The organism is Pseudomonas sp. CG7, from assembly GCF_023701885.1.
Classification (GTDB): Bacteria; Pseudomonadota; Gammaproteobacteria; order Pseudomonadales; family Pseudomonadaceae; genus Aquipseudomonas; species Aquipseudomonas zanjanensis.
This window is the reverse complement of sequence record NZ_JABAEE010000002.1, coordinates 182,040-208,434: the sequence shown is the minus strand read 5'-3', so window position 1 is coordinate 208,434 and position 26,395 is coordinate 182,040. Positions and strand designations below refer to the sequence as shown.

Below are 26,395 nucleotides of genomic sequence, written 5' to 3'. Positions count from 1 at the left end.
CCCCCCCTGGCGCACAGCGCGGCCGCGGGCGCTGGCCCCCCCGGGGCGCCGCCGCGCCCACCAAAAGGGGGTCGCTTCGCAACCCAGCGGGAGCAAGCTCCCTCGCCACAAAAGGCGCCCTTGCTGCTAGGAGCGCGCGCCAGGCTTACGCGCAATAATGACCTGACTCTTGGCCACTACCGCGTCCAGCGCCTGCTTGAGCTGCGCGCCACGCGGCGAATTCAGCACGGCTTGCCAGGTGTCGGCCCAATGATTGAGCAACGGGTGGTCGGGGTTGCTGAAGTCGACCTTGGCCTCCCAGAACAACAGCATCCACATCGACCAGTAGAATCCGTATTGGCTGTGGCTCAACACTTCCAAGCCGGCCGCGCTGACCATCGCCTTGAACTGCTCTTCGCTGATGATGCGAATGTGGTTGGGCTTGCGGAAGTACTCCGGCGCGGCGATGTCCTTTTGCAGGTCTTCGGAACTGGGGTGCGGCACGCTCAGCAGGTACAGCGCACCGGGCTGGCCGACCCGCACCAGCTCGGCGAGGAATTGCGCCGGGTCGTCGACGTGCTCGATGACTTCGGTGGACACCACCCGGGTGGCCGTGGCGTCGGCAATCGGCAGCGGGTTGCAGTCGGTCACGTGGCACTCGACTTCGCGCGCGGGGGTGTCGCTCAAGCGCTGGCGAGTGGCTTCGACCTTGGCCGCGTCGATGTCGGCAATGATGATCTTCGCCCCGCGCATTCCACAAAAATGCACGTTGCCGCCGTCGCCGCAGCCCACGTCCAGCAGCGTGTCTTCAGGCGTCACCGGGAAACCCGTGAACAGTTCGCCGGTTTGCTGGTTGAACCAGCCGCTGAGCATCGCATCGTGCAGCCCGAGCATATACGGGTCGACTTTCTCGGCGGCCGGCTCGGCGGGCGCGGGCATGCCCGTGGTGAGTTTCTTCAAAAGGCTCAGCATGTCGGGGCTCCAGGGAGAGGAAGGACGGTTCGGGCGGCGGACAGGCGTTCAACCAGCCGGGCACCACGGTTGCGCATGGGCATTTCGACCCAGCGGTAATTGAGCTCGCTCAACAGCCCGATCAATAACAACGCACACACCAGCGCCGGCCAGGGATGGCTTGCAGGGTCCGGCGAGCCCAAGGGGGCAAAACGAAACCACAACTCACGCAGCAGGAAAAACACCGGGATGTGGATCAGGTAGATCCCATAGGAACGACTGCCCACCCAAGTCAGCGCCGTTTTCAGTCGACCGCGGGGCAACAGATAATCCCGATCATACGAGGCCACCCAGACCAGCACGGCGCTGAGCACGGCAATGACCCCGAGACGGTAGAACGACAAATTGAAGTGCTCGGTGGCGATCCCGGCCATCACGCTGCCAAGGCCCAGCACCAGCAGCACGCCCAAGGGCGGGCGGCGCAACCACGTGGGCTCGAAGCGCCAGTAGCTGGGCCGCAGGCTCCAGATCGACAACAACACACCCAGCGCCAAGGCATCGGTACGGATCACCGACAACCACAGCGCCCGCCAAGTGAAGACTTGCACCAGCACCACCGCCAGCAACACCCACACCAGGTAGCGACGCGAGACGAACACCAGCAACGGCAGGATCAGATAGAACTGCTCTTCCAACGACAGCGTCCAGTACACGAAGCTTGCGCCGTATTCATACTGCATGAACGCATCGGCAAAACGCAGGTTGGCGAATTGCAGGAAACCGGCCAGCGTCGCCTGCAGGTTGGCCTGCACGCTGCCAAACGCCCCGGAGCGGTTCAGGAAGAACACCGCGAACAGCACCAGTAGCAGCCAGAGCCAGGCCGACGGCAACAGGCGAAACGCCCGGCGAATCCAGAAGTCCCGGGTGATGGCCCAGAATTGCCGGGGGTTATCGCCGCGCCGCAATTGCGGGATCAGGCTGCGTCCGATGACGAACCCGGAAATCGCGAAGAACAGGTCCACGCCCCACCACAGCTGGAAACTGTCGGCCAGGGCCGCCAGGCGCGGCCATCCGCCAGGAAACGGCATGCCTTGCAGGTGATGGAACAACACGCCGATCACCGCAACGGCGCGCAACAACTCGATGTCCATGATCCGCTTGCTGCTCATGATGGACTCCCGGAAGAACGATCGGGTTTACGCGCGATGATGACCTGGCTCTTGGGCATGAACCGGTCCAGCCCCTGCTTGCTCGCCAAGCCGCCGGGCTGCGCCAGCAAGTCCTGCCAGAGGCTCGCCCAGCGTTCCATCAACGGTGGGTACGGCGCCTGGATACGATCGCGCACGGCCCCCTCGAGGTCCCGGCCCGCCGCCCGTTCGCTGGCCCAGAAGAAAATCATGCCCATGACCCAGAAAAATCCGCTGGCCTGACGATGCTCGATCACCAGCCCGGCGTCTTCCACCAGCGCGGCGAATCGTTCGGCAGTGAAAATCTGCACATGGTTGGGCGCTTGAAAGTAGCCCGGCGGCGCGATGCCTTGCTGCAAATGCTCGCCCACCGAGGCCGGCACGCTGAGCAGGTACTGCGCCCCGGGCCGGCCCATGCGCACCAGTTCGGCCATGAACGGCGCTGGATCAGGGATATGCTCGAGCACTTCCATGCAGACGATCTTGTTCGCACAGCCATCGGCCAGGGGCAGCGGCAGGCTGTTGCTGACCAGGCCCAGGAACGGCGCGGCGGCCTGGGCTTCGACCTGGCGGGCGAGGTCGCGCACCTTGTCCTGTTCGCTGTCGGTAAAGATCACGGACGCGCCCTGGCGCATTGCAAACAGGGTCGCCACGCCTTCGCCACAGCCGACATCCAGCAAAGTATCCTCGGCCGTGATGGCAAAGCCCTTGAGCAACTCACCGGTTTCACTGCAAAACCAACCGTCGAGCATCGCGTCGTAGAGGCCGGCATCCCGGGGCGAAACGGCCGCCGTCGGCGGTGGCGAGGGTTCGACCGGTGGCCTGAGCCCGGCCAGCCATCGGCGGATCATGGCTGCTGCGCGTTCCGGCGCCGCTCGGGTATGGCTTCGAAAAACGCCCGCAAACGCTGCTCGGCGTTGGCCTGGCTGCAGAATTTTTCCAGGCTGCGCACGGCGTGGGCCGACATCCGGCGATAACGCTCGGGGTCGTTCTTGGCCACGTCATAACTGGCGCGATAGGCCAAACACAGCGAGTCCCAATCGGTGACATACCGCAGGGTGCGGTACGCGGCACGCGGGTCGTGGGGCCAGGCGGTCAATTCCTCGGTCGACTCCACGATGAAGGCGTTGTCAGGGTCGATGTAGTCGGCCATCGCCGTGTTCAGCGGCGCAATCGCCGGACGGCCGCACGACATGAACTCCATCAAAGGCAGGCACTGCCCTTCGCCGTAGGAACTGTTGACCACGTATCGGGTGGCTTCCACCAGCCGTTCGTAGTCCGCGTCCGCCAGGTAACCGTGTATCAGCACGATGCGGCAGCGGTACGACTGGTTCTTGTAGACATGGTGGAGCATGTCGGTCAGCGCGGCGCTGACGTCGTGATGAGTCAGCTTGAGCACCAGGGTTGCGTCGGCAACGTCGCGAAACGTCGTGCAAAATGCGCTGATCATGTCCTTCCAGTTCTTGCGACCGTCGTAAGGATTGAACACGGAGGTGTAGATCACACCGTCCAGCAGTAACTCGCAATCCTCGGCCGGGCCGTCCAGCACCAGCGGCATACCGGCCTGATGCGCCGGTGGGCCATACGGCCGCAGGTCGGTGGTGCGGCTGTCGATCAACAGGCCGTGCAATTGCAGGCGCATGTGATCCACGGTCGGCCGCTGGGCCAGCGCCGCCCCACGGGCGGCAAAGCGGTCCCATACCGGCGCGGCGACGGCGGCGATGGGGAAGTCCGCCCCCATCACCTCGCGAACGGTTTTGACCGTGAAGCTGGAATGGGTGATCGCCATGCCGGTTGCGCCCAAGACCACCCGCCAATCGTGCCGGGGCTCGCCCTGCCAGCTTTCGGTGGGAATGGTGCTGAACTCCCAGGCAAACAGCGGGATCGTCGGACAGGCGTAGTGGGCGGCGGTGCGGTGCGGCGGTGAAAACGACAGGAATACGCAATCCTCGCCGCGCCCCAGGCAATCGGCATAAAGCTCATCGACCTCTTCGTCAGGTTGAGTCACTTCGACGACCTGCCCCAACCGCTCCAGCACCGGGCGGAACTCCTTGAGCACGAAGTAATAGCTGTACTCGGGCTTGCCGAGGTTTTCCAGGATGTTGCTCTGGTTGGTTTCCGAATAAATGATGATCAACATGAGGCGGTACCTGCCTGGGCCACCCGCGACAGCCCTTCATCACAGCCTGGCGCCGCCAGGAAATCCGCCAGGCGCTGCTGCACCGGGGCGAACCCGCAATAGCGACGCATCCGCTCGCTCGCGGCAGCGGCCATGGCCTGATAGGCCTGCGGCTGGTGCTTGGCCATGGCGTAGCTCTGCTCATAGGCGAGTGTCAATGAACCCCAGTCGGGACGATGGCGCAGGGTGCGATACAAAATGCGTGAGTCTTCCGGCCAGATGGTCGGTTCGCGGCTGGATTTGACGATGAAGGCCACTTGCGCGTCGATGTAGTCGCGCATCGCCGTGTGGTCCGGCGCGATAGCCGGGCGCGCGCAGGACATGAATTCCATTAGAGGCAGGCACAGGCCTTCGCAACGGGACGCGTTGACGTAGAAACTCGCCGCGCCATACAGCCGGGCGAATTGTTCGTCCTCCAGGTACCCGTGCATCACCACCACCCGGCAACTGAATGGCGATAGCTGGGACAGCAGCGTCAGCAGCTCGACGTAGTAGGTCGACAAATCGTTCTGGGTCATCTTCAGCACCAGCGTGGCGGCTTCGACGTCGCGTAGCGCCCAACAGAAGGCGGTGATCAACTGATGCCAGTTCTTGCGACCGTCATCAGGGTTGAACACGCTGACGTACACCACCCCGCTGACGTCGGTTTCCGCCATCTGGCTGGTGTCCGGCAGGACGGCTTGGGGATGTTCCGGTGGCGCGGGCTCAGGAACGGGCTCGACGACTAACGGCGGCGCTGGCCCCCTCAGGACCCGGCTGGTGGCAACGCGTACCGGCACCGGAATCAGGTCGCGGACCGCCTCGCGATACCAGCACAGCAGGTTGTGCTTGAACAGCCAGACGGGGCCCTGCTCGCTCCTGCCGGTGAAGGCGCGGACGACTTCGCGCAGGTAATGACGGGAAATGAATGCCCGCCGCCGCCAAGTCAGCGGCGGCGGTACGATGTCTGGATCAACGCTAGGCTCTGGTTCCGGCTCACCTTCGAAAATCGGCGCGATCAAGCCATCCGCCGACAACCCGAGGGGCCGACTGTCGATGATGCAACCCTTGATCTGCAAGGTCGTTCCGGGGTTGACCGGCCGGCTTGGGTGATGCTCACGAACCGCCGCGAAACGCTCCCACAGTGGCGTGGGCAACACCAGCACTGGGAAATCCTCACCCAACGTCCGACGGATCGCCTCGGCCGTGTGGCTGGACAAGGTAATCACCCGGCCATGACGGGCCAGCGTGCGGCTCCAGTCATGCCGCGGGTCGTCATCCCAGTGCTCGGCCGGGATCGAATCGAACTCCCCGGCCACTACGCAGACCATCGGGCACAGCAGGTCGAGCGGGGTCTTGTGCGGGGGGGAAAACGAAAGGAACAAGCAGTCCTGTCCGGCCTGCCGCAACGTTTGATAAAGCGGATCGACCTCTGCGACCGACGACACCACATGCACGGGTCCCAGGCTTTCCAGCACGGGGCGATAGGCCTTGAGCACGAAGTAATAGCTGTACTCAGGGCGACCGAGGCTCTGACTGATGGAGTGATCGTTTACATCCGAGTAAAGAATGAAATTCATGGCATCCCATCATGGCGCCGCCATCCCGGCAGCCCCAACTTCATGACGGTCGAGTCACGCATCGAGCCGGCCCGGGAGCCGCCACGCGTCGTTCATCTTGCTACCCGTCTCGTTCTTGTTTTTTTTGGTCCCGTCCCTTGCGGTTCGATCCGAAGATCGGAACCAGGGGCAAGTGTGACGAGGGGCATTCTAAACACATCCGCCAAGGGTTCGTGAACCGCTCGATGTGAATAAACCCGCTATAAATATGAGAACTGACCAGTCACGGTTTGCGCTGTTGAAATTGCTGCGAAATTGGCACAGATTGGCAACCAAACAACTACAACAAATGCTTCGCTAAGCTGATCGTTGAGTGACTTTTCCCCGATCTTACGGAAATTTCCTACTCAATTCGCGATAGACGAAGTCACCGTAAAGAGGGCTGGTGCTTGAAAAAACGTCTGTTCGTTACGGGCCTCAGCGGTTTCGTTGGACGTCACCTCAAATCTCGACTGGACGGTCATGATTCGGCCTGGCAGGTGATGCCTGTCGCCGCGCGCTACGACCTGACGGATGCCAAGACCCTGGAGGGCCTCTGGCCCGAGGTTCCCGACGCCGTGATTCATCTGGCGGGCCAGACCTTTGTCCCTGCAGCCTTCCGCGACCCTGCACGCACCCTGAACATCAACCTGCTGGGCACCTTGAACCTGCTTCAGGCCCTCAAGGCCCGGGGATTCACCGGCACGTTCCTGTATGTCAGCTCCGGTGACGTCTATGGTCAGGTCAGCGAAGACGGGTTTCCCATTACCGAACAACAGCCCCCTGCCCCTTGCAACCCGTATGCGGTAAGCAAATTGTCAGCAGAACTGTTAAGTCTGCAGTGGGGAATCAGCGAAGGTTGGCCTGTAGTGGTAGCGCGCCCCTTTAATCACATCGGAACCGGGCAGAAGGAGCAATTTGTCATCGCAAGCGCTGCACGGCAGATCTGCCGTATGCAGCAGGGGCTACAAACGCCGCAACTCGCCGTAGGCGATATTGATGTCACACGCGACTTCCTTGATGTCGACGATGTTGTTTCGGCTTACCTCGCGCTGCTGGCGAAAGGAACACCTGGTCGGATTTACAACATCTGCTCGGGGCGTGAGCAAAGCGTTCGCAGCCTGATTGAGCAACTCGCAGATATTGCTCAGATCGAAATACAATTAACCCAAGACGCTGCGCGCTTGCGCACAATAAGCCAGCGCCGCGTCTGCGGCAGCCACGCCAGACTGCACCAGATAACAGGATGGAAGCCTGAGACCACAACACAACAGTCGCTGAGATCAATTCTGTCCGACTGGAAAATACGGGTGCAACAGGAGTGAAAAATATCTGCTTAAAGCCTCATCATGGCAAGGCAAGATGATGTTATTGATCTTGCATCACACGCTGTGGAATTACCGCGGCTTCGTCCTGGGCAGCGTCAAGCGCGAGTTCCAGGCGCGGTATCGCAACTCGTTGTTCGGCGCGTTGTGGACGGTGCTCAACCCGTTGTCGATGATCCTCGTCTACACGGTGATTTTTTCCCACATCATGCGTGCCCGCCTGCCGGGGGTCGAAGACGGCATGGCCTACAGCGTCTACCTCTGCGCCGGGCTGCTGACCTGGGGCTTGTTCGCGGAGATCACCACCCGCAGCCAGTGCATGTTCCTGGAAAACGCCAACCTGCTGAAAAAGATCAGCTTCCCCCGGATCTGCCTGCCAGTGATCGTGCTCTTCAACGCGGGCATCAACTTCGCGATCATCCTTGGGCTGTTTCTCGGTTTCCTGTTGATCACCGGGCGCTGGCCAGGCATGACCTTGCTGGCCCTGGTGCCCCTGCTGGTCCTGCAAGTGATGTTCGCCGCCGGGCTGGGCATGCTGCTGGGGATTCTCAATGTGTTTTTCCGCGATGTCGGGCAACTGTTCGGCATTTTCCTGCAATTCTGGTTCTGGCTCACGCCGATCGTCTACCCGATGACGATCCTGCCGCCGTCGATCCAGCAACTGCTCGCTTTCAACCCCATGACCGCCCTGATGCAGAGCTACCAGAACCTGTTTCTCTATAACCAGTGGCCGGTCTGGAGTTCGCTGGTGCCGGTGCTGGGGCTCGCCCTGCTGTTGTGCGTATTGGGCTTGCGCATGTTTCGCCGGCGCGGCGGTGAAATGGTGGATGAACTCTGATGGGACATTTGCGTGTCACCGGCCTGGGCAAGGCCTACAAACAGTATCCGAACCGCTGGAGCCGGCTGTTGGAGTGGTTGATTCCCTTTTCCCGCCAGCGCCATCAACTGCACTGGATCCTCCAGGGCGTGGATTTCGAGATCCAGCCCGGGGAAGCCGTTGGCATCGTCGGGGTCAACGGTGCCGGCAAAAGTACGTTGCTCAAGATGATCACCGGCACCACCCAACCCACCTGCGGCCACATCCAGCTACAAGGCCGCGTTGCCGCGCTGCTGGAACTGGGCATGGGCTTTCATCCGGACTTTACCGGTCGCCAGAACGCGTTCATGGCCGGCCAGTTGCTGGGCATGCAGGTGGAGGAAATCGCAGCCCTGATGCCCGAGATCGAGGGCTTCGCCGAAATCGGCGAGGCCATCGACCAGCCGGTACGCACCTATTCCAGCGGCATGCAGATGCGCTTGGCATTCAGTGTCGCCACTGCCCGGCGCCCGGACATCCTGATCGTCGACGAAGCGCTGTCGGTGGGCGATGCCTACTTCCAGCACAAGAGCTTCGAGCGCATCCGCAGCTTCCGCAAGGCCGGCACCACGCTGCTGATCGTGTCCCATGATCGCTCGGCGATCCAGTCGATCTGCGACACCGCGATCCTGCTCGAACACGGGCGCATGGCCATGCGCGGCAAGCCGGAAGAGGTGATGGATTACTACAATGCGATGCTGGCCCAGCGCGAAGGCCAAGTGGTCCGCCAGGAAATGCTCGCCAACGGTCAGGTGCGGACCATTTCCGGCACCGGCGAGGCCGGCATCGTCGATGTGCAGTTGCTCAACAACCAGGGGCAATCGGTGGAAGTGGCCGAGATCGGCCAGCCGATGGTGCTGCAAGTGCGGGTTGAGATCCGCCAGGACATCGAACGGCTGGTGCTGGGCTTTCTGATCAAGGACCGCCTTGGCCAGCCCATGTACGGCATCAACACCCATCGCCAGGACAAGGCCGTGACCGACCTCAAGTCCGGCGAACAGATCACCTTCCGTTTCAGTTTCGACATGCGCCTGGGCAAGGGCAATTACTCCGTCGCGCTCAGCCTGTCGCGGCTGGACTCGCACTTGGACCGTAACTTCGAATGGCGCGACTACGGATTGGTGTTCCACGTGATCAATAATCGCCAGGAAGATTTCGTCGGCTGTTCCTGGCTCCAGGCCCGGACCAGTATCCAGCGTTCGAGCCAGACGGCCGTCGAGGCGGTGCCGCAAAAGGAGTTGCCATGAGCCGTCTGTTGGTGGATTGCACCTATGTATATGACCACCCGAATGACAACTCCGGCATCCAGCGAGTAGTGCGCAACGTCATTCGTGAATTGCCGGCCAAGGATCGGGGGCGCGAATGCATTCCCGTGGTGATGCTGCAGGGCAAGCTGTACGAAGTGAAAAGCCTGGCCCCTCTGCCCACGAACGGACTGGATCTGGCCAGTCTGCGAGCACGGCTGGTACAGTTCGCCAACCTGTTCTGGCTCAGGCAGCGGACCCTCGAACAACGGCGCCCCTTCAGCCAGTCGATCTGGGCTCGCCGCTTCTTGTACGTGGCTTGCCGACTGTTCGCCCTGGCGTGCGTGAGCCTCCCCATTCGAATCCTCGATCGTCTCCTCAAGCGCAAGCCAGTCCCGGCACGCAGCGTACCGCTGGCACATCGGGCCGGCGATCAACTGGTGTTGCTGGACTCTTCCTGGCACTCAGGTTTCTTCCCCCTGGCCGAACAGCTCAAGCGTGATGGCGTCGGGATCATCTCGGTGGTCTACGACCTGATTCCTCTGACCCATCCGCAATTCTGTGACGCCGGACTGGTCAAGGTGTTCAACCATTGGTTCGACTGGATCGCCCGCACCGCCGACGGCTACGTCGCCATCTCCGCCACCATCCGCGACCAGCTTCGCCAGGAAATGCTCCGGCGCATTGGCGAGCAACAGGTGCGCGAACGCTGGTTCGACTATTTCCATCTAGGCAGCGAACTGGACCTGGTTGACGCCACTCAACCCATCGACACGAACTTGTTGCGGCTGTTCAAGCGCCCCGAGCCGGTATTCCTGATGGTCAGCACCATCGAACCGCGCAAAAACCACGCTTACCTGCTCGATGCCTTCGAACGGGCCTGGGCCGCCGGTTCACAAGCGCGGCTGTGCATCGTCGGCAAGATCGGCTGGAAATGCGAAGCCCTGATCGAGCGCATTCAACGCCATCCGCAGCTCGACAGCCGCCTGTTCATGTTCAACAACCTGGCGGACCAAAGCCTGGAACACGCCTACCAACACGCCACGGCACTGGTGTTCCCGTCCTATGTGGAGGGCTTCGGCCTGCCATTGGTAGAGGCCATGCAACGCGGCTTGCCAGCGATGGGCAGCGACATTGAAGTGTTTCGGGAAATCGGCGGTGATTTCATGGCCTACTTCGATCTCGACGACCCCCAAAGCCTGGCGAACCTGGTCATCGACATGGAGCGCACCGGGCTATTCCCGGCCAAGCGCAACCTGGATCAATGGCAATGGCTGAGCTGGCGCCAGGCCAGTGAGCAATTGGTGGAGCGAATCGAGGGCCACATTATTGATGAAGCGATCGTCGACAGGGAAACAACATGCGGATAGCCCTCAACGCACGGATTCTCCAGGCGCCCCGCACCGGCATCGGCCACTACGTAGCGGAACTGGCGACTGCCTTGGCGCGGGAGCCGGACGTACAGTTGTCGTTGTTCCACGGCTGGGGCTGGAGCCCGCAGTTGCCACCAACAGCCAAGCCAGGCTATTCCAAGCTGAGCCCGTTGCTGCGACGGGTTCCGGGCGCCTATCAGGCACGGCGCTGGCTGGAGCAGAAACGCTTCGATCAAGGCCGTTCGAAGGCTATCGACCTGTATCACGAACCCAGCCTGTGGCCGTTGGCTTTCGAAGGGCCGACGGTGATCACTCTCCATGACCTCACGCACCTGCGCTACCCCGAGACGCAGCCCCCGGCACGCCTGAAGGAAATCGAGCGACGGCTCAGCCGCGCGGTGGAACAGGCGCAGCTGATTCTGACCGATTCGCAGTTCATCGCCGATGAAGCCCAACAGTATTTCGGTCTTCCCGCCGAGCGCCTTAGGGTCGCGCCGCTTGGGGTGGCGGCACGTTTCCACCCGCGCGAACCGGAAGCGATCGACAGCGTGCTCAAGGCCCATGGGCTGGAGCACGGCCGATATTTTCTCTGTGTCGGCACCCTGGAGCCACGCAAGAACCTGTCATTGGCCTTGCGCGCCCATGCCGGGCTTCCTGAGTCCATACGTCAGGCTTTTCCTTTGTTCATTGTAGGAATGAGCGGATGGCAACAGGCACAGCTCAATGATGAGTTGAAACGCGCCCTGGCTGATGGTCATGTCTGTCTGGCGGGTTACCTGCCTGATGAACAGGTCGCCCAGTTGTTGGCGGGGGCACGGGCACTGATTTTCCCGTCGTACTACGAAGGTTTTGGCCTGCCGGTACTCGAAGCCATGGCCAGCGGCACGCCGGTGATGACCACCCGCTGCTCGGCGATGCCGGAAGTGGCCGGGGCGGCTGGCATTTATTGCGAGCCCGACGATCCGCAAGGCATGCGCGACGCCATGGCGCGGTTGATTGAAGATCGTCTGCACTGGCAGGCGTGTCGGGAAGCGGGATTACAACAGGCTGCGCTGTTTTCCTGGGAGCGCTGTGCAAAGGTCACGGCCCACGCGTATCGCCAGGTTTTGGGAGGCTGAATGCGAGTCCTGCACTTTTATAAAAGTTATTTGCCTGACTCCATGGGCGGCATTGCACAGGTCATTTTCCAACTGTGCGACAGCACCGACCGGTTGAGTATCGATAACACCGTGTTGGCCCTGAGCGGGCAGCCGGCGCCGGCGCCGATCAAGATCCAACAGCATGTCGTGCACCAAGCCCGAATGGACTTCCAACTGGCGTCCACCGGTTTCTCCTACAGCGTTTTCAAGAAATTCCGTGAGCTGGCCGCCGAAGCGGACATCATTAATTTCCACTTTCCTTGGCCGTTCATGGACCTGGTGCACTTTTGCAGTGCCGTGAAAAAACCCTACGTCGTAACCTACCATTCGGACATCGTTCGCCAGCGGCAACTGCTCAAGCTTTATCGGCCTCTGATGAAACGTTTCCTGGACGGCGCCGATCGCATCGTCGCGGCTTCGCCTAACTATGTGCATACCAGCAATGTGCTCAAGGAATACAGCGCCAAGACCCGGATCATCACCTACGGCCTGAACAAGACGAGTTATCCACAGCCTGATGCCGAGCGCATGGCGGGATGGAAGGCAAAACTGGGCGAACGCTTCTTTTTGTTCGTGGGGGTGATGCGGTACTACAAAGGCCTGCACATTCTGCTCGCCGCCCTCAAAGGTGTGGATTACCCCGTGGTCATCGTGGGTGCCGGGCCTCTGGAAAAACAACTGCATGCCCAAGCCGCGGATCTGGGCTTGCGCAATTTGCATTTCCTCGGCCGCCTCGGGGACGAAGCCAAGGTTGCATTGCTGGAACTGAGTTATGCCATCGTATTCCCTTCGCATCTGCGCTCTGAAGCCTTTGGCATTTCACTGCTTGAAGGCGCGATGTTCGGCAAGCCGATGATCTGCAGCGAAATCGGCACCGGCACCAGCTACATCAATATCCACGACGAAACCGGCCTGGTGGGGCCACCGAGCAACCCAGAGGCCTTCCGCAAGGCGATGCGTACCCTGTGGGAAAACCCGGCGCAGGCCCAGGTAATGGGTGCCAGGGCCGAAGCCCGTTACCGCCAGTTGTTCACGTCCGAAGAAATGGGCCGCAAGTGGGTGCAGTTGTATGAAGAACTGCTGGAGGAAAAGGCGCTTTCCTACGCCTGATCCCCCAACTGGATCCGTGTCTTTACCGGGACATGACCCACTCTGTGGCGAGGGAGCTTGCTCCCGCTGGGCTGCGCAGCAGCCCCAGAACCGACACCGCAGCCATGCCAGGCACACCGCGCGCCCTTTTCAAGGGGTTGCTTCGCAACCCAGCGGGAGCAAGCTCCCTCGCCACAAGGTTACCCACTTGTCGTTTCAGGCGTGCTTTTGCAACCCGACAACCGTACGCGGCATGCCCACGAACCCGGGCAAGGCTTCGATCCGCGCCAGCCAGGCCCGCACATTGGCATAGTCCTCTAGCGACACATTGCCTTCCGGTGCGTGGGCGATGTAACTGTAGCCGGCGATGTCCGCGACGGTCGCCGCGTCACCCGCCAGGAAAGCACGGTCACTCAATTCCTGATCAATGACGCTCAACACAGTGTGAGACCGGGCAATCACGTCCTCAGCGTTGTAGGCCGCGCCAAACACCGTGATCAGGCGCGCCGTGGCCGGCCCCGCATGGATCGGCCCGGCCGCCGCCGACAACCAGCGCTGCACCCGCGCGGCGCCGACTGGGTCGGTGGGCAGCCAGCGTCCCTTGCCATATTTTTGCGCCAGGTACACAAGGATCGCGTTGGAGTCCGCCAGCACCACACCGTCATCATCGATGACCGGTACTTGGCCAAACGCATTGAGCGCAAGGAAATCCGCCTGTTTGTGCGCGCCCTTGGCCAAGTCGACAAAGATCTCCTCGACCGGCAGTTCGAGTAACGACAGCATCAGTTGAACGCGATGGGAATGGCCGGAAAGCGGGAAGTGATAATGCTTGATCGGGTTCATGGTCGACTCCGCTGGAAGTGACGCCATCAGCACAACGGCGTCGATGGGGTCATCTTCCGCCCAAGGCAAAAACAAGAGAATCACCTGCAGAGGCAATCCATTGTTTCAGCCAGAGAAACAATGCTTCAGCCGCTCAAGGCTGGATGTTCGCGCAATGCACTGACAACAAAATCAACAAAACTGCGGACCCGCGCCGGCGCATTGCGCCCGCCTTGGTACACCACATGGATCGGCAGCGGCGGCAATTCGAAATCGGCCAGGACGATTTCCAGCTCACCGGCGGCCACGTTGCCCGCCACCTGATAAGACAGGATTCGCGTCATCCCCAGCCCCTGACAAGCGGCGGTAATCGCCGCCTGGTTGGCCGTCACTACCAACCGCGGCACGGGCCGGACGGCCAACGGTTGGCCTGAATCGATGAAGGTCCAGCTTTTGACCTGGCCAATGGCCGATGACGCCACCACGGGCATTCGCTCCAGGTCATCCGGATGCCGGGGCCGCCCGTGGCGCACGAAGAAATCCGGGGAGCCGCACACCACCCGCCGCACTTCACCGACCCGCACGGCGTGCAGGTTGCTATCCGGCAGCTCGCCAATGCGCAGGGCAACGTCGATGCCCTCCTCTACCAGACTGACCGTGCGGTCCAACAACAAGGCGTTGATGCTGACCTCGGGGAATCGGTTCAGGTAATCCACCAGCAGCGGCGTGACGAACAATTGCCCGAACAGGACCGGCGCGGTAATCGTCAACTGCCCGCGGGGCTGGACGTGACTGCCAGCCGCCGAATCCTCGGCCTCCTGCAAATCGTTCAGGATCCGCCGACAGTCCTCGAGAAAGCGCTGGCCGGCTTCGCTCAGGTACACGTTGCGAGTGGTACGGACCAGCAGTGGCGTGCCGATGCGTTGCTCCAACGCCGCCACCGCCCGCGTAACGCTGGCCGCCGACAGGCCCAGGCGCCGCGCCGCCGACGAAAACCCCGACGCCTGGGCCACGGCGAGAAAAACCTGCATTTCCTGGAACCTGTCCATCCATCCCCCGATGAGAAATCCTGATACAAGTTTTCTGCGCGCCTCAAAGCAACGCGACACGGCCATTGTAGGGGCCTGCGCCAGTGAACCACAGCGTAGCGCAGCCGGACACCGGGCCATTGGCCCGGCCAGGGGCGACGGGCCTTGCTACCATCTCTTTTCATGACAGTTTCATGACGAAACGAAGAACCCCTGTGGGAGCGAGCTTGCTCGCGATAGCGGTGCGTCAGTCCTTATAAACACGGCTGACCTGACGTTATCGCGAGCAAGCTCGCTCCCACAGGGTAGGTGTGTTGTTCAATGGATTGGCTTCAACTGAAAGGCCTGCTGCTTGTGAATATTATTTATCGCGCTTCAACCCATCCCCGCGCCTCGCTCATCGCCCTGATTGGCTGCGTATTGATGGTCCCCATTGGCCTGCGTCTCGCCCTGGGTTGGTCCGACCCGTTGGGTTATCTCTCGGACCTGGGTATCGGCGGGTTGTTGATCGTGCTGCTCCATCGCCGTCCCGGGTGGCTGGCATTCCCGGTATTGCTGGCCTGGAGCGCATTGACCCTGGCCAGCATCGAGCTGGTCAGTGCGGTCGGACGGATGCCCAGTCCTTCGGATATTCATTACCTGACCGACCCGCAGTTCGTTGAAAACTCCACCAGCGGCGGCTTCGCCCATCCGTGGCTGGCTGCGATCCAGTTGGCAGCACTGGCGTTGTGGCTGGTGAGCCAATGGACCTGCCGCCCCCACCATGCGCCACGCTTGCCGCGCCGCGCCTGGGCCGTGCCGGTGTTGCTCCTGCTGAGCCACGGCGCACTGCAAGCCTGGCGCCCCAGTGAGGCGGATCAATGGAATGTGTTCAACCTGCCCCACCAACTCGTCACGGCGGGGATCGCCGCCGGGCAGGACCAGGCCCGGCAATGGCTCGATGGCGACACCGTTGACCCACTCCCGCCCATGGAAGGGCTGACCCGCCTGGACCTCGATGGCCGCAAATTGCTGGCCGAACCGGGGCGTGCGCGCAACGTGCTGGTTATCGCCCTGGAAGGCATTCCCGGCGCCTATGTGAGTGCCAATCGCCAGGCCTTGAAAAGCAGCTACCAGGAAAACCTGATGCCACACCTCAGCGCCTGGGCCGAGCGCGGCATGAACACCCCCGATTACGTCCTGCACAGTCACCAGACCATTCGTGGCTTGTACGCGATGCTGTGTGGCGATTACGACAAGCTCGACGACGGCACGCCCAAAGGCGTCGAAATGCTCAACCAGACCCAGCGCAACCAAGCCTGCCTGCCGGCCCAGTTGCGCCAGAACGGCTTTTCCACGCATTTCCTGCAAGGCGCAGGCCTGCGCTTCATGGCCAAGGACCGGATCATGCCGCACATCGGCTTCGACACGACCCTGGGCATGGAGTGGTTTACGCGCCCCGCCTATCTGGAATTTCCTTGGGGCAAGGACGACAAGACGTTCTTCGAAGGCGCGCTGGACTACGTCGGGCAACTGCAACAGGCGGACAAGCCCTGGATGCTGACTCTGCTGACCGTGGGCACGCACCAACCCTACTCCGCGCCGGACGACTACCTGCAACGCTACGACACGGCCAAGCAGGCGGCGGTGGGTTACCTGGACGACGCACTGGCGAACTTCCTGGCGGGCCTGGAACGCCAGGGCATCCTGGATAACACCCTGGTGGTCATCACCTCGGACGAATCCCATGGCATCGACGATGTGCGGCTGGCCTCGTCCTGGGGGTTCAACCTGACGCTGGCGCCGGAACCATTACCCCGGATCAAGTCAGGCACCTACGGGCATGTGGACCTGACCGCCTCGATCCTCGATTACTTCGGCTTTGCGGTGCCCAAATCGTTGTCCGGCCGCTCGATGTTCAGGGATTACCCGACGGGTCGGGAAATCATGTCGTTCACCAACGGCAAGCTGCGCTACCACGATGGCAAGCGCACGTTTACCGAATGCGATTTCCTCCAGCATTGCCGTGACTACACCAGCGAAGGCTTCATCGCCGACCGCGCCATCTATGGCGGGCAATACAGCGGCCAGCGCGCCCGATTGATCAGCGCCCGGGCCACCGCCCTGGACCAGACACTGCTGCGCACGCCCTTGAACCAGCATTATCAGTTCGGCAGCGCCGATAAAATCCCACTGCCGGCCCAGGTCATCGACGACTGGGCCGACAACCTGATCGGTGCCCAGTACCTGGAAATGCCCAAGGGCTCGCAGACCCGTGTCAGCCTGACCATCCGAGCCGTGGAAGCTGACCATGCCGCCTACATTTCCCTCAAGGCCAAGGAGTTCGAGCAGGATGTACCGATGGACCTGCCGACCGAGGTGGCGGTGACACCCGACCAGCCGCTGGTGATGAACATCAGCTTCGACAACCCGCAGCAGCGCAAGGCGTTTTCCTTCCATCTGCTCGGTCATGGGGTCGGCGCCATCGAGATCAGCGACTTCAGCGTCGTGACCGAACTGCCGGATCAGGCAGGCCAGACGGACCAGCCGCAATACCTGGACGATATGCAGGAAGACAGCGAGGCCCAATCCAGCTGAACAAAAAACGCGCAGCCATGGAGCATGGCTGCGCATTTTATGCTCAGGATCCGGCTTGATCATCGCAGGGTTTTGAATGCGTTCTACCCTCTATCGCGAAAAGGCCCGGGGCTAATCCAGCAACCGATGCAGCTTGGCGTACTGCAACAGCATGATGGTCTTGCCGTCGCAAATCTCTCCGGTCTCGATCATGCCCAAAGCCTGGTCGAGGGACAGCTCCAACACTTCGATCTCCTCGCCTTCGGCTTCCAGGCCACCGCCTTCGTGCTGCTTGGCTTCGTCGAAATATTCGCCGACGAAAAAATGCACCCGCTCAGTCACTGAACCCGGGCTCATGAAGGCGTCGACCACCTTGCGCACGTCCTGGATGATATAGCCGGTTTCCTCCTGGGTTTCCTTGCGGATGCAGGTGTGTGGATCGTCGTTGTCCAACAGGCCGGCGCAGGTTTCTATCAGCAGGTCATCGTGCCCGTTGACGAAGGCCGGGAAACGGAATTGCCGGGTCAACACCACCGTTTGCTTGGCCTTGCTGTACAGCAGGATGGTGGCGCCGTTGCCGCGGTCATAGGTTTCGCGCGTCAGTTCGCGCCATTGGCCATTGCGGCCGAGGTAGTCATAGGTGGTCTTGCGCAGCACGTACCAGTCGTCCGAGAGGACTTCGACGTGCTTGATGCGTACACGGTCCTTGATGCCGATTGCCTGTGTCATTTACCCACTCCGTTCAAGGTCAAAGGTCCCATTAAAACCCTATTACAACGATGCAGGGGCGCGTGGCAATGCTCGTTTGTGGGCTGTCTTGAGGTAGGCGCCTTCAATGATCTGTCGCGCCTGCGACGACACCTCTTCGCCCATCAGGTACGCATCGATTTCCTCATAGCTACAGCCATACGCCACTTCATCCAACTTACCGGGTGCCAGGTCTTCCAAATCCGCGGTCGGCGCCTTGCGCACCAGGTGCGCGGGGGCACCCATCGCGTCCGCCAACCATCTCACCTGGGTTTTCGTCAGCCCGGACAGCGGTGCCAGGTCGCACGCGCCGTCGCCGAACTTGGTGAAGAAACCCATTACCGCCTCCGCCCCATGATCGGTTCCCACCACCAATCCGTTGCTCAAGTTGGCAATGGCGTATTGCGCCAGCATCCGTGCCCGGGCCTTGGCGTTGCCTTTGGTAAAGTCGGTGAGTTCGGCCGAAGGCTGCAAGCCGTCGATGGCGATACTGCCCATCAGCCCGTCGACACACGCGGCGATGTTGCTGGTGGTGATCGCGTCCGGTCGGATGAAGTCCAGGGAAGCCTGGGCGTCCTGCTCATCGGCCTGGGCCTTGTACGGCAGTCGGACGGCGATAAACCGCGCCGAGTAGTCCTCCCCTCGCAGTTGCTCCACCGCCAACTGGCACAGGCGGCCGGCGGTGAGCGAGTCGACGCCGCCGCTGATCCCCAGCACTAGGGACTGGCAGCCCGACTCGCGCAGGATTTGCTTGATGAACCCGACCCGACGGGCAATCTCAGTGGCTTCGCCACCCCGAGTAAGTTGGCGGTCGATGCCCAGTTCCCGGGCAATGCGTTCTTGCGCGAGCGTAGTCATATCAGGCTCCCATTTGTGGATTGATCAGGGCGACGTTGAACACTTGGGCGGCGTACCGCAGGAACGAAGCATCCTCGCAGACGTTCTTGATCGGATCGTCGGAGAACTTCACCACCGGTTCGCCGTGGACCCGCACCAGTTTCATGACAATGCTCAGCGGTTCGACACCGTCGACATCACAGGCCAGGCTGGTGCCCATGCCAAAACCGAACTTGGCCTTGCCGCGAACATGACGCAGGATCGGCAGGCACTTCTCGAAATTGAGGCCATCGGAGAACATCAGGTCCTTGGTGCGCGGGTCGATGCCCAGCTCCTGGTAACGCCCCAGCACCTTGTCCGCCCAGACGATCGGGTCACCGGAATCCTGGCGCAGGCCGTCATAGAGCTTGGCAAAGTACAGGTCGAAATCCTTGAGAAAAAAATCGGTGCTGATGCAGTCCGTCAAGGCGATACCGAGCCGGCCGCGATACTCGCGCACCCAGTTTTCCAACGCCGCGTTCTGGCTCTCGCGCAAACGCCCGAGTTGCTGGTGCACCATCAGCCATTGGTGGGCCATGGTGCCGATCAGTGGGAGATCGAACTCGTAAGCCAAGTGCGCGTTACTGGTGCCGACAAAGACGCCAGGGAAATCGCTGCGCATGACGTTCACCACTTCACGCTGGGCCCTGAACGACAGCCGCCGCCGGGTGGAGAAGTCTGAAACGCGAAACTCGGCGAGCTCTTCGCGGCTGGCATGCTTCTCCAGCCATTCGAACTTCTGGTACAGCTTGCGAGTGACGTCGGCCAACTCGACTTCGGGGTACTTCTCGCGGTTGCGCAGTTCGCTGACCATCGCCAATACCGGTTGCTCGAACATGATGCAGTGCAGCATCGGCCCACGGACGCGGATGTGCAGCTGGCCGTCGACTTCCGAAACGTGGATGTAGCGCAAATTGAAGCGAAACAGGCCGAGAAACTGCTCGAAGTCCGGTGTCAGGTACTCACGGAAACGCTTGTTGAACAAAAACCGCTGCTCTCCCTCACGCAGTTGCAAACCGGCGAGTTTTTCCAGTTCGACACGAATGTCCGGGATCAGGTGACCGAGCCGCTCCTTGGAACGCACGATGAACTGGTATTCCACCTCGACATTCGGGTGCTGGTGCAAGACCGCCTGCATCATGGTGAAGGTGTAGTAGTCGGTATCCAGAAGACTCTGGATGGTGCCGCTGTTTGTATCGAATGCACTGTCCATGTCTGTTCCTTATGCGTTTGCCAGGCGGAGGATGTCTTCGCGTGTCGCGGCGACCAAGATGCCCGCTTGCTGCATGTCGGCAGTGGCTTGAACGGCCCCCTGCTCACTGATGGCCCGGCAGGCCGGAAGGTGAACGATCACCTTGAAGCCAGCGGCGGCCAGTTGCAGCGCGGTGGTCTTGACGCAGAAGTCCAGCGCCAGCCCGCCAACGATGACCTGCTCCACAGCCTGGCCTTTGAGGTACTCGATCACCCCGGTGGACAGCTTGCCGTGCAAGTCGTGGTAGCAGGCGCCGTACGGGTGCAAATCCGGCTCGACGCCCTTCCAGACGAAATAGTCGTAGTCGTAGGGGATCGGCAGTTGGTCCAGCAAGGCGAAACCTTCGGTGCCGGGAACGCAGTGGCTGACCCAGGTTATGTCGGCGTGCTCCAGCCCGGTCGGCACGAACATCTGTGCGTGATCGGCGACCACCCAAGGGGCTTTGGGCGAATGGGCGTCCTTGCTGCCGATGCGGAGGCTGGCCAGGGACGCGATGAAATTCAGCTCACCGGCAATCTGGTCACCGCCCGGCACCGGAAGCTCATCGGGGCATAGCGGCGTGAAGCTCTTTTGCGCATCGACATCGAAGGAAGCGGTTTTCCGGGTCAGGCTGTTCATGCTGGGTTTCTCCTCTTCATGGCCACGAGAGTACATAAGGTGTACTTTCATAACAAGCCATTCGGAGAAATATTTTTGATGAGTCATTCTTGACCAATTAAGTTTAGCGAGCAAAAGCAGGTTTTCATCAGAAAGACTTTGCTGCTAGAGTACATATCATGTACCAAAAGAGGATAAGCCATGTTCGAGATTGCCCTGTATGGCGGCGCCTTCAATCCCCCTCACGCCGGCCACGCCCAAGTGATGATCGAGGCCTCACGCCAGGCCAGGCGCGTTCTGGTGGTCCCCAGCTTCCGGCATCCTTATGGCAAGCCAATGGTCGACTATGAGGTGCGCCTGAACTGGCTGGAATCGATCGTCGAGAACGTGCAGCCGCTGTGTTGCGCCGAAGTACGTGCAAGCCGGGTGGAGCAAGTCGTGGCCCGTGGCGTGGAAGGCGCTATCTACAGCTACACCCTGCTCGCCCACCTCGCCGACAGCCTGGCCCTGAACGGCAAGCGGATCGCGTTGGTGGTGGGCCAGGATGTCGCGGATTCGCTGCCGACCTTCTATCGCGGCCAGGAATTGCTGGAGCGGTTTTCCATCCTTCGCGTGGAGGAAAAGATCCACGTGCGCAGCACGGGGGTTCGCGAACGCCTGGCCTTGGGCAAGCCGCTTCCCACCGACTGGATGGCACCCGGCATGAACCCGTTAAACTATGACCTTTACGCTACCCACGGAAATCGACATGCCCACTAGCACAGCCCCTGCGCGCGGTTATCTGCACACTATCGACCTCTGTGTGCTGCGCTTCTGCCGGGAAACCCAGGCGCTGGAAATCCTCCTGAACAGACGGGAAGCCGAGCCGTTCGCCGGCCATTGGGCGCTGCCCGGGATCGTGGTCAACGGGGACGTCGAAGACCTCACGCTGAACGACGCCGTGGAGCGCCTGCGCAATTCAAACAAGGTCGGCATGCCGCTGGCGTGGATCGAACAGGTCGGCACCGTCGGCGACGCGTTCCGCGATCCGCGCTGCTGGTCGTCCTCGACGTTCTACCTGGCGATTGTCAGCGAAGCGGTCCAGCTCGCTGAACACCAGGGCTTTCTCCCATTCAAGGACGTCGCGAACGCCTCGATCAAACTTCCTTTCGATCACAACAGCCTGGTGGCGGCGGTACAGGAGCGATTGTTGTCCAAAGCCCTCTACAGCAGCCTGCCGCTGATGTTCCTGGGCCCGGAATTCAGCGCGCCGGAAGCGGTGAACATCTTCTCCGTAGTACTCGACCGCCCGGTGCTCAAGACCAGCATGCGCCAGCGTTTGCTGAAGATGGCCGAGGCGGGCTATTTGCAGGAAACCGGCCGCAAAAAAGCCGGCGACGGCGGACGCCCGCAACGCACGGTGGAAAATCTCAAACCGGCCAGCGTTTATCTTTTTGATCGGTGTTTTCTGGAGTGACTTGTGCGTGCGGCCAGCACACCTTCCTGACCCCGACACCAAAGGCTATGGGGTCTCTGCCGGATTCGAGAACAGCCTAGGAGAGGCCTTCGAGCAATCCGGCCTCACCCAGCAGATCCACGATGACATGCTCATCAACCGCGTAGACACCACGAGAGGCTTTCCAGACCAGCTTCTTTTCCTGAAGGGCAATGAGTGCTTGCTGAACACCCGGTACTTCGACCTTTATATCGCGCTCTGCGATACCGGCCTGCTCCATCGCTTTCGCGTAGAGCTCCATGGTAGGAGCCTCGAAAGGCGCATAGTTATCGCCTTTGGCGCTCATGACGCGGATAACGGCGGACTGGATAGGGGTCAAGCTATGAATAATTTTCTTAAGGTTTGCGTTGAGCTCGTCAGCTTGTGCCCGAACCAACACTGCGAATCGCTCGGGGATGGTTGCAGGATCCAACGCAAAATCGAACCTGATCTCATCGGCGGCGGCACCTAGCAACTCAGGTCGGTAACCACTCTCCTTGAACAACTCGAACACATTAGAGGGATCGAGCGGATAGGCGAGATCGATATTCGCGCAGAACCAGTTTATGAAATCCTGATCCAGGGTTGGAAATTGAACCATGGAGGCCCCAAAGAAAGCTTGGTCCTTACTGTTTCGGAGCATGGCGAGCTTGTCACGGTTCGATCCGGTGCACACGATGCGAAGACCGTGGTGCTTCGAACTGTTTAGCTCGTCCCTTGCCGCTTTCAGTGCGAAAAGCGCCGCAACGCCTTCATCCGTGGTGATCGCATGTTGAGCTTCGTCGATCATCAGGACGATGATCTTTTTCGACTCATCCGAAAGCGCCGCGAGCGCGGTGGTCAAGTCGATATCCCTGCCCAGCCCAATCTTGTCCAGACTGAAACTCAGGCCACCGACAGTCACCTTCTCCATACCAGCACTTTTCGCCAGACGGGTCACGAATCCCTCGCTCTGGCCAACGGCTTCTCGGACAGCCTCTACGATGACCAAGCCAGGATCTTTCGTCAGGTCTTTCCAAAGATCGGCATACAGTACGATCGCTCCCGCTGCCTCCAATGCTGGCCGCAAATCTTCTCGAGCGAAGGTCGACTTTCCCGTACGCCGAGGAGCAGCCAGAAAGACGCCCGAACTGGCAGCGCTACCAATGGCAACCTGCATGATCAGTTTTGAAAGGCGGGCAGCCAAAACGGGACGGTGATAAACGATCTCGACCATTGGGTACCTCTGGCGGGATTCTATAGAAAATTATAGAGCGACTATAGACCAATTATTTCGGCTTCTCCTTGGGAATTATAGACAATTATAGAGCGACTATAGACTGTTCCCCTGAACCTTCCCAGCGCCAGTTTTTTCTGATTCTAAAGCTGTTGACACTTGCAGCGCTGTCGCTTCATTCATGTAATTTCTCTTGCAAGGCCTCGTATCGCTGCCAGCCATCGGCCACCAGTTGCAATGAACGCTGTTGTTCTAGCGCTTTCCAGCTCTCGGTGAATGTCGGTCAGATCATCATATGAAAGTATTTTTTCATAATTGCGGGAATAATCGAGAAATACCTTCAGTCACTCCAGCCCACCAGTAAAGACCTTGCCAGGATTCATCAGCCCCGCCGGGTCCAGCGTGAGCGCTGATCCAAATCGCCAGAGCGTTTAGCTGCGCCCATAAAAAACCCCCTGGACTCAGGGGGTTAGTTTGGCCAGAAAGCTAGCCACAAACCGTCGAGCTGGGAGGTGGTTACCAACAACATAGTTTGACACAGCCCCTCAAGTAAACCGGGGCCTGTAGGATGATCCGGGGTCCATACAACAGCAACATAGACTGACACAGACGCGTCACATTTCAAATACGATGCTCGATTGGTAACAACATAGATTGACACAACAGCGACGGCGTTCATTCATGCCGAAACGCTATGCGAGCGCGACTTGCCACTCACCTGTGTGGGAGTGAGTTTTTCAGCACAGGCTCAGTGCGATGTCTAAATCTGTACGCAACCTTCGACCGGCCCCCATCAGCACATAAACTGTGTTTTTTGTTGGAAACAGGCAGTTGTGGGTGAAAGAAACACCCAGTGTTGTTTTGACCCAATCACCAGGTGCGAAGCGACCTTTACTATCTTGGATAACGGTCGAAGCGTAAACGAGAGCAGGAATTAGCTCCCTGTCCTTAATGGCTTTCAGCTGAGTTGTTGTGACGTCGAGATCCAATATTGCCCAATCAGCAACAAGACAATAGGCACGGGAAGGGAAATGCAGGCGGGCGAGCGCTACAGCATCTGGTGTGGTGAGTTGGCATCCGTCTATTTTCTCACCATCAGAAAGCACTGAAATATAATCTGCCAAATTCATGACTACCTCCTGCCGATCAAAAAATCCGATTCGAACGAGAAGCATCACTCAGCTTAGCTGCTAGCGGATCACCAGGTTCCGATGCCGACGGATAGCAGCAGGGTGACCTCATGGCTGTTTCGTCTTCTCCCTTCATCTCACTGAACGGGATGATTTCTATCGAGCTGCCACCCGATAAAGTGGTTTGCGCCAGTACCCAGCTATGCCATTGCCGTGCGTGTATCTTTCTCAACGGTACGTGCCGATGTGAGTGAAACCTAGTGCTTCAATGGATGCCCGTGGATGCCGTATCGGCAAGGCGACGCCGGTATAGGCGCCTGAAATCCATGTTACTCAAGGAGCGGTAGACGCCGTTTGGCTGCGGCTGAATCAAAATGACATGCCCTCCGACACTTGAATCAGCATTTCTTCGACTAGATGTGTGCCAAAGGTTGTAGCAACCATCGACGATGGGCTTTCTCCCAAAAAGCGGGCTTTGGGTTTGGAAAGCCATTGTTTGGCCTTAACTTTGTCACCGAAGATCACCTCGGCCATGGCGGTAATATGTACAAACCGGAAAAGGCGATCGCTCTCAGGCAGGGTTAAGAGCTGATTGGCTGACAGTTTTGTTTTTAGCGTTTTGGGTTGAATGATTCTGTCGCGCTCTTCGTCGCTTAAGGTTCCATCATCACAAAGCATTTTGATCAGGCTGACCGAGAAGCCAGCTACTATCATGTCGTGAATGTCCAGATCCGAGGCATTGACAGAGATATGAAGAAGCCTCTCCAGACGCATGCGGTAAGCATGATAGACATCCTGACGCAGGACGCCAGAAACCATGGGCCGCAATGATGTTGCGTTGTGCACGGGCGTAAGCACTAGTGTGCCATTCGCTACGGTTAGCTCCAGGTCGTCCCCAACACCTAACCTCATTTGGTCAAGCAACTCTTGAGGCAGATCGATGATGATGTCGCCAGTACCGTCCTCAGTTTTTTGGCACTTGACTATCCAACGCTCGGTTTCACTCATGATCGTCCGGCCCTCATCCGCCATCAGAATGACACACATCATTATGCCTGGGCGCAGAGCTGACCAAAGGAATGGGCAACCGCTGACAGACAGGCACTGCCGCTGCTCGAACGCCGGATAACGAGTGAAAGGGCAAAAAATGGGTCAACGGCTATACCTGCCTTTCCACCTTCACATGGCTAAGAGCCTGAGCGTAATCAGGTAACTACACGAAAGGATATGACATGCACCCTGATGAGCTTTATGTTTCCGTCGACGTCGAGACTTCTGGGCCTATACCAGGCGAATACAGTCTGCTTTCCATTGGAGCTTGTCTTGTAGCCCAACCTGAAACGTCCATCTATCTTGAACTGCGGCCTGACAGTCCGAAACACGACCCCGAAGCGCTGGCAGTATCGGGGCTGAGTCTGGAGAAGCTGGAGAGCGAGGGCCTCGCTCCGCAACAGGCGATGCTGACATTTGATCAGTGGCTGAAATCGTCCTGCCAAACGGGACAAAAAGTCATTTTCGTAGGACTCAATGCACCGTTTGACTGGTCATTCGTCAATTACTACTTCCACAAATACCTGGAAACCAACCCCTTTGGTTTTACAGCTATCGACATGAAGGCCTACTTCATGGGAGCTGTAGGGTGCAGCTGGCAGGAAACAAAATCATCCAAGATGACCGCTGCGCTGAAGCCACTCAGCGAACCGAACCATAACGCATTGGATGATGCCCGCTTTCAGGCAGAGCTCTTCGCACTAATGCTAGCGGGTAAAGGTAAACGCTGACCTGCGTTCCACCGCAC

General features: G+C 59.8%; 24 protein-coding genes. 10 read left to right on the top strand and 14 right to left on the bottom strand.

The window, feature by feature from the left end; all coding sequences use genetic code 11:
- Nucleotides 1–126: 126 nt before the first annotated feature.
- Genes HGO40_RS01960 through HGO40_RS01940 form a run of 5 tightly spaced genes read right to left on the bottom strand, consistent with a single transcriptional unit; the run spans nucleotide 127 to nucleotide 5,855 of the window.
- On the bottom strand, nucleotides 127–951 hold the full coding sequence (locus tag HGO40_RS01960) for a class I SAM-dependent methyltransferase (protein ID WP_250961642.1): 825 nt from the start codon (nucleotides 949–951) through the stop codon (nucleotides 127–129).
- Nucleotides 945–2,099 carry an acyltransferase family protein gene (locus HGO40_RS01955; RefSeq protein ID WP_250961641.1) on the bottom strand — a complete coding sequence of 385 codons (1,155 nt, stop codon included), beginning with the start codon at nucleotides 2,097–2,099 and terminating at the stop codon, nucleotides 945–947. The genes HGO40_RS01960 and HGO40_RS01955 overlap by 7 nt, the downstream gene beginning before the upstream one ends.
- Nucleotides 2,096–2,968, bottom strand: a complete 873-nt coding sequence (locus HGO40_RS01950) for a class I SAM-dependent methyltransferase (protein WP_250961640.1) — start codon at nucleotides 2,966–2,968, stop codon at nucleotides 2,096–2,098. The genes HGO40_RS01955 and HGO40_RS01950 overlap by 4 nt, the downstream gene beginning before the upstream one ends.
- Nucleotides 2,965–4,257, bottom strand: coding sequence for a glycosyltransferase (locus tag HGO40_RS01945; protein WP_250961639.1), 1,293 nt, complete (start codon nucleotides 4,255–4,257; stop codon nucleotides 2,965–2,967). Before HGO40_RS01945 ends, HGO40_RS01950 begins: the two co-directional genes overlap by 4 nt.
- Complete coding sequence (locus HGO40_RS01940; RefSeq protein ID WP_250961638.1) at nucleotides 4,251–5,855, bottom strand: glycosyltransferase; 1,605 nt, start codon at nucleotides 5,853–5,855, stop codon at nucleotides 4,251–4,253. Before HGO40_RS01940 ends, HGO40_RS01945 begins: the two co-directional genes overlap by 7 nt.
- Nucleotides 5,856–6,283: 428 nt before the next feature.
- On the opposite strand from HGO40_RS01940, the gene HGO40_RS01935 reads away from it, so the two are divergent.
- Genes HGO40_RS01935 through HGO40_RS01910 form a run of 6 tightly spaced genes read left to right on the top strand, consistent with a single transcriptional unit; the run spans nucleotide 6,284 to nucleotide 12,920 of the window.
- Nucleotides 6,284–7,198 carry a GDP-mannose 4,6-dehydratase gene (locus HGO40_RS01935; protein WP_250961637.1) on the top strand — a complete coding sequence of 305 codons (915 nt, stop codon included), beginning with the start codon at nucleotides 6,284–6,286 and terminating at the stop codon, nucleotides 7,196–7,198.
- A gap of 40 nt (nucleotides 7,199–7,238) precedes the next feature.
- On the top strand, nucleotides 7,239–8,036 hold the full coding sequence (locus tag HGO40_RS01930) for an ABC transporter permease (RefSeq protein ID WP_250961644.1): 798 nt from the start codon (nucleotides 7,239–7,241) through the stop codon (nucleotides 8,034–8,036).
- The gene (locus HGO40_RS01925) at nucleotides 8,036–9,301 is read left to right on the top strand and encodes an ABC transporter ATP-binding protein (protein ID WP_250961636.1); all 1,266 of its coding nucleotides are present in this window, start codon (nucleotides 8,036–8,038) and stop codon (nucleotides 9,299–9,301) included. The genes HGO40_RS01930 and HGO40_RS01925 overlap by 1 nt, the downstream gene beginning before the upstream one ends.
- Nucleotides 9,298–10,668, top strand: coding sequence for a glycosyltransferase family 4 protein (locus HGO40_RS01920; protein WP_250961635.1), 1,371 nt, complete (start codon nucleotides 9,298–9,300; stop codon nucleotides 10,666–10,668). The genes HGO40_RS01925 and HGO40_RS01920 overlap by 4 nt, the downstream gene beginning before the upstream one ends.
- A complete protein-coding gene (locus HGO40_RS01915; RefSeq protein WP_250961634.1) occupies nucleotides 10,659–11,789 on the top strand; it encodes a glycosyltransferase family 4 protein in 1,131 nt (376 codons plus the stop codon). The genes HGO40_RS01920 and HGO40_RS01915 overlap by 10 nt, the downstream gene beginning before the upstream one ends.
- A complete protein-coding gene (locus tag HGO40_RS01910) occupies nucleotides 11,790–12,920 on the top strand; it encodes a glycosyltransferase family 4 protein (RefSeq protein WP_250961633.1) in 1,131 nt (376 codons plus the stop codon).
- 195 nt (nucleotides 12,921–13,115) lie between these two features.
- Here HGO40_RS01910 and HGO40_RS01905 read toward each other — a convergent pair whose 3' ends face one another.
- Complete coding sequence (locus HGO40_RS01905; protein WP_250961632.1) at nucleotides 13,116–13,742, bottom strand: glutathione S-transferase family protein; 627 nt, start codon at nucleotides 13,740–13,742, stop codon at nucleotides 13,116–13,118.
- 125 nt (nucleotides 13,743–13,867) lie between these two features.
- On the bottom strand, nucleotides 13,868–14,770 hold the full coding sequence (locus HGO40_RS01900) for a LysR family transcriptional regulator (RefSeq protein ID WP_250961631.1): 903 nt from the start codon (nucleotides 14,768–14,770) through the stop codon (nucleotides 13,868–13,870).
- A gap of 333 nt (nucleotides 14,771–15,103) precedes the next feature.
- Between HGO40_RS01900 and HGO40_RS01895 the strand changes: the two genes are divergently transcribed.
- Nucleotides 15,104–17,326, top strand: a complete 2,223-nt coding sequence (locus HGO40_RS01895) for an LTA synthase family protein (protein WP_502943177.1) — start codon at nucleotides 15,104–15,106, stop codon at nucleotides 17,324–17,326.
- 111 nt (nucleotides 17,327–17,437) lie between these two features.
- Here HGO40_RS01895 and HGO40_RS01890 read toward each other — a convergent pair whose 3' ends face one another.
- From HGO40_RS01890 to HGO40_RS01875, 4 genes are read right to left on the bottom strand one after another with little or no spacing between them, the layout of a single operon-like run.
- Nucleotides 17,438–18,034, bottom strand: a complete 597-nt coding sequence (locus HGO40_RS01890; RefSeq protein ID WP_250961629.1) for an NUDIX domain-containing protein — start codon at nucleotides 18,032–18,034, stop codon at nucleotides 17,438–17,440.
- A 42-nt stretch (nucleotides 18,035–18,076) separates the two neighbouring features.
- A complete protein-coding gene (gene nadE, locus HGO40_RS01885) occupies nucleotides 18,077–18,910 on the bottom strand; it encodes an NAD(+) synthase (RefSeq protein ID WP_250961628.1) in 834 nt (277 codons plus the stop codon).
- Between the two features lies 1 nt (nucleotide 18,911).
- On the bottom strand, nucleotides 18,912–20,141 hold the full coding sequence (gene pncB, locus HGO40_RS01880) for a nicotinate phosphoribosyltransferase (protein ID WP_250961627.1): 1,230 nt from the start codon (nucleotides 20,139–20,141) through the stop codon (nucleotides 18,912–18,914).
- A 9-nt stretch (nucleotides 20,142–20,150) separates the two neighbouring features.
- Nucleotides 20,151–20,798: a nicotinamidase gene (locus tag HGO40_RS01875; RefSeq protein ID WP_250961626.1), complete on the bottom strand. Its 648-nt coding sequence runs from the start codon at nucleotides 20,796–20,798 to the stop codon at nucleotides 20,151–20,153.
- A gap of 180 nt (nucleotides 20,799–20,978) precedes the next feature.
- On the opposite strand from HGO40_RS01875, the gene HGO40_RS01870 reads away from it, so the two are divergent.
- Together HGO40_RS01870 and HGO40_RS01865 are read left to right on the top strand one after the other, a co-directional pair.
- Nucleotides 20,979–21,536, top strand: coding sequence for an adenylyltransferase/cytidyltransferase family protein (locus HGO40_RS01870; protein WP_250961625.1), 558 nt, complete (start codon nucleotides 20,979–20,981; stop codon nucleotides 21,534–21,536).
- Nucleotides 21,526–22,233 (top strand): NUDIX hydrolase, encoded by a 708-nt coding sequence (locus tag HGO40_RS01865; RefSeq protein ID WP_250961624.1) that lies wholly within the window; start codon nucleotides 21,526–21,528, stop codon nucleotides 22,231–22,233. The genes HGO40_RS01870 and HGO40_RS01865 overlap by 11 nt, the downstream gene beginning before the upstream one ends.
- 76 nt (nucleotides 22,234–22,309) lie before the next feature.
- Here the strand turns inward: HGO40_RS01865 and HGO40_RS01860 are convergent, their stop codons facing one another.
- The 3 genes from HGO40_RS01860 to HGO40_RS01850 all read right to left on the bottom strand — a co-directional run bounded on the left by HGO40_RS01860 (nucleotide 22,310) and on the right by HGO40_RS01850 (nucleotide 25,605).
- Nucleotides 22,310–23,467 (bottom strand): ATP-binding protein, encoded by a 1,158-nt coding sequence (locus tag HGO40_RS01860; RefSeq protein WP_250961623.1) that lies wholly within the window; start codon nucleotides 23,465–23,467, stop codon nucleotides 22,310–22,312.
- 737 nt (nucleotides 23,468–24,204) lie between these two features.
- The gene (locus tag HGO40_RS01855; protein ID WP_250961622.1) at nucleotides 24,205–24,597 is read right to left on the bottom strand and encodes a DUF6957 family protein; all 393 of its coding nucleotides are present in this window, start codon (nucleotides 24,595–24,597) and stop codon (nucleotides 24,205–24,207) included.
- A gap of 369 nt (nucleotides 24,598–24,966) precedes the next feature.
- Nucleotides 24,967–25,605, bottom strand: coding sequence for an antitoxin Xre/MbcA/ParS toxin-binding domain-containing protein (locus HGO40_RS01850; protein WP_231740518.1), 639 nt, complete (start codon nucleotides 25,603–25,605; stop codon nucleotides 24,967–24,969).
- Nucleotides 25,606–25,829: 224 nt separating this feature from the next.
- On the opposite strand from HGO40_RS01850, the gene HGO40_RS01845 reads away from it, so the two are divergent.
- Nucleotides 25,830–26,378: a 3'-5' exonuclease gene (locus tag HGO40_RS01845; RefSeq protein WP_032901853.1), complete on the top strand. Its 549-nt coding sequence runs from the start codon at nucleotides 25,830–25,832 to the stop codon at nucleotides 26,376–26,378.
- The last annotated feature ends 17 nt before the right edge of the window (nucleotides 26,379–26,395 follow it).

Excerpts from the sequence above, each read along its gene's own strand:
- HGO40_RS01960 (WP_250961642.1), bottom strand. The coding sequence starts at position 951 with ATGCTGAGCCTTTTGAAGAAACTCACCACGGGCATGCCCGCGCCCGCC.
- HGO40_RS01955 (WP_250961641.1), bottom strand. The coding sequence starts at position 2,099 with ATGAGCAGCAAGCGGATCATGGACATCGAGTTGTTGCGCGCCGTTGCG.
- HGO40_RS01950 (WP_250961640.1), bottom strand. The coding sequence starts at position 2,968 with ATGATCCGCCGATGGCTGGCCGGGCTCAGGCCACCGGTCGAACCCTCG.
- HGO40_RS01945 (WP_250961639.1), bottom strand. The coding sequence starts at position 4,257 with ATGTTGATCATCATTTATTCGGAAACCAACCAGAGCAACATCCTGGAA.
- HGO40_RS01940 (WP_250961638.1), bottom strand. The coding sequence starts at position 5,855 with ATGAATTTCATTCTTTACTCGGATGTAAACGATCACTCCATCAGTCAG.
- HGO40_RS01930 (WP_250961644.1), top strand. The coding sequence starts at position 7,239 with ATGTTATTGATCTTGCATCACACGCTGTGGAATTACCGCGGCTTCGTC.
- HGO40_RS01925 (WP_250961636.1), top strand. The coding sequence starts at position 8,036 with ATGGGACATTTGCGTGTCACCGGCCTGGGCAAGGCCTACAAACAGTAT.
- HGO40_RS01920 (WP_250961635.1), top strand. The coding sequence starts at position 9,298 with ATGAGCCGTCTGTTGGTGGATTGCACCTATGTATATGACCACCCGAAT.
- HGO40_RS01915 (WP_250961634.1), top strand. The coding sequence starts at position 10,659 with ATGCGGATAGCCCTCAACGCACGGATTCTCCAGGCGCCCCGCACCGGC.
- HGO40_RS01910 (WP_250961633.1), top strand. The coding sequence starts at position 11,790 with ATGCGAGTCCTGCACTTTTATAAAAGTTATTTGCCTGACTCCATGGGC.
- HGO40_RS01905 (WP_250961632.1), bottom strand. The coding sequence starts at position 13,742 with ATGAACCCGATCAAGCATTATCACTTCCCGCTTTCCGGCCATTCCCAT.
- HGO40_RS01900 (WP_250961631.1), bottom strand. The coding sequence starts at position 14,770 with ATGGACAGGTTCCAGGAAATGCAGGTTTTTCTCGCCGTGGCCCAGGCG.
- HGO40_RS01890 (WP_250961629.1), bottom strand. The coding sequence starts at position 18,034 with ATGACACAGGCAATCGGCATCAAGGACCGTGTACGCATCAAGCACGTC.
- nadE (WP_250961628.1), bottom strand. The coding sequence starts at position 18,910 with ATGACTACGCTCGCGCAAGAACGCATTGCCCGGGAACTGGGCATCGAC.
- pncB (WP_250961627.1), bottom strand. The coding sequence starts at position 20,141 with ATGGACAGTGCATTCGATACAAACAGCGGCACCATCCAGAGTCTTCTG.
- HGO40_RS01875 (WP_250961626.1), bottom strand. The coding sequence starts at position 20,798 with ATGAACAGCCTGACCCGGAAAACCGCTTCCTTCGATGTCGATGCGCAA.
- HGO40_RS01870 (WP_250961625.1), top strand. The coding sequence starts at position 20,979 with ATGTTCGAGATTGCCCTGTATGGCGGCGCCTTCAATCCCCCTCACGCC.
- HGO40_RS01865 (WP_250961624.1), top strand. The coding sequence starts at position 21,526 with ATGCCCACTAGCACAGCCCCTGCGCGCGGTTATCTGCACACTATCGAC.
- HGO40_RS01860 (WP_250961623.1), bottom strand. The coding sequence starts at position 23,467 with ATGGTCGAGATCGTTTATCACCGTCCCGTTTTGGCTGCCCGCCTTTCA.
- HGO40_RS01855 (WP_250961622.1), bottom strand. The coding sequence starts at position 24,597 with ATGAATTTGGCAGATTATATTTCAGTGCTTTCTGATGGTGAGAAAATA.
- HGO40_RS01850 (WP_231740518.1), bottom strand. The coding sequence starts at position 25,605 with ATGAGTGAAACCGAGCGTTGGATAGTCAAGTGCCAAAAAACTGAGGAC.
- HGO40_RS01845 (WP_032901853.1), top strand. The coding sequence starts at position 25,830 with ATGCACCCTGATGAGCTTTATGTTTCCGTCGACGTCGAGACTTCTGGG.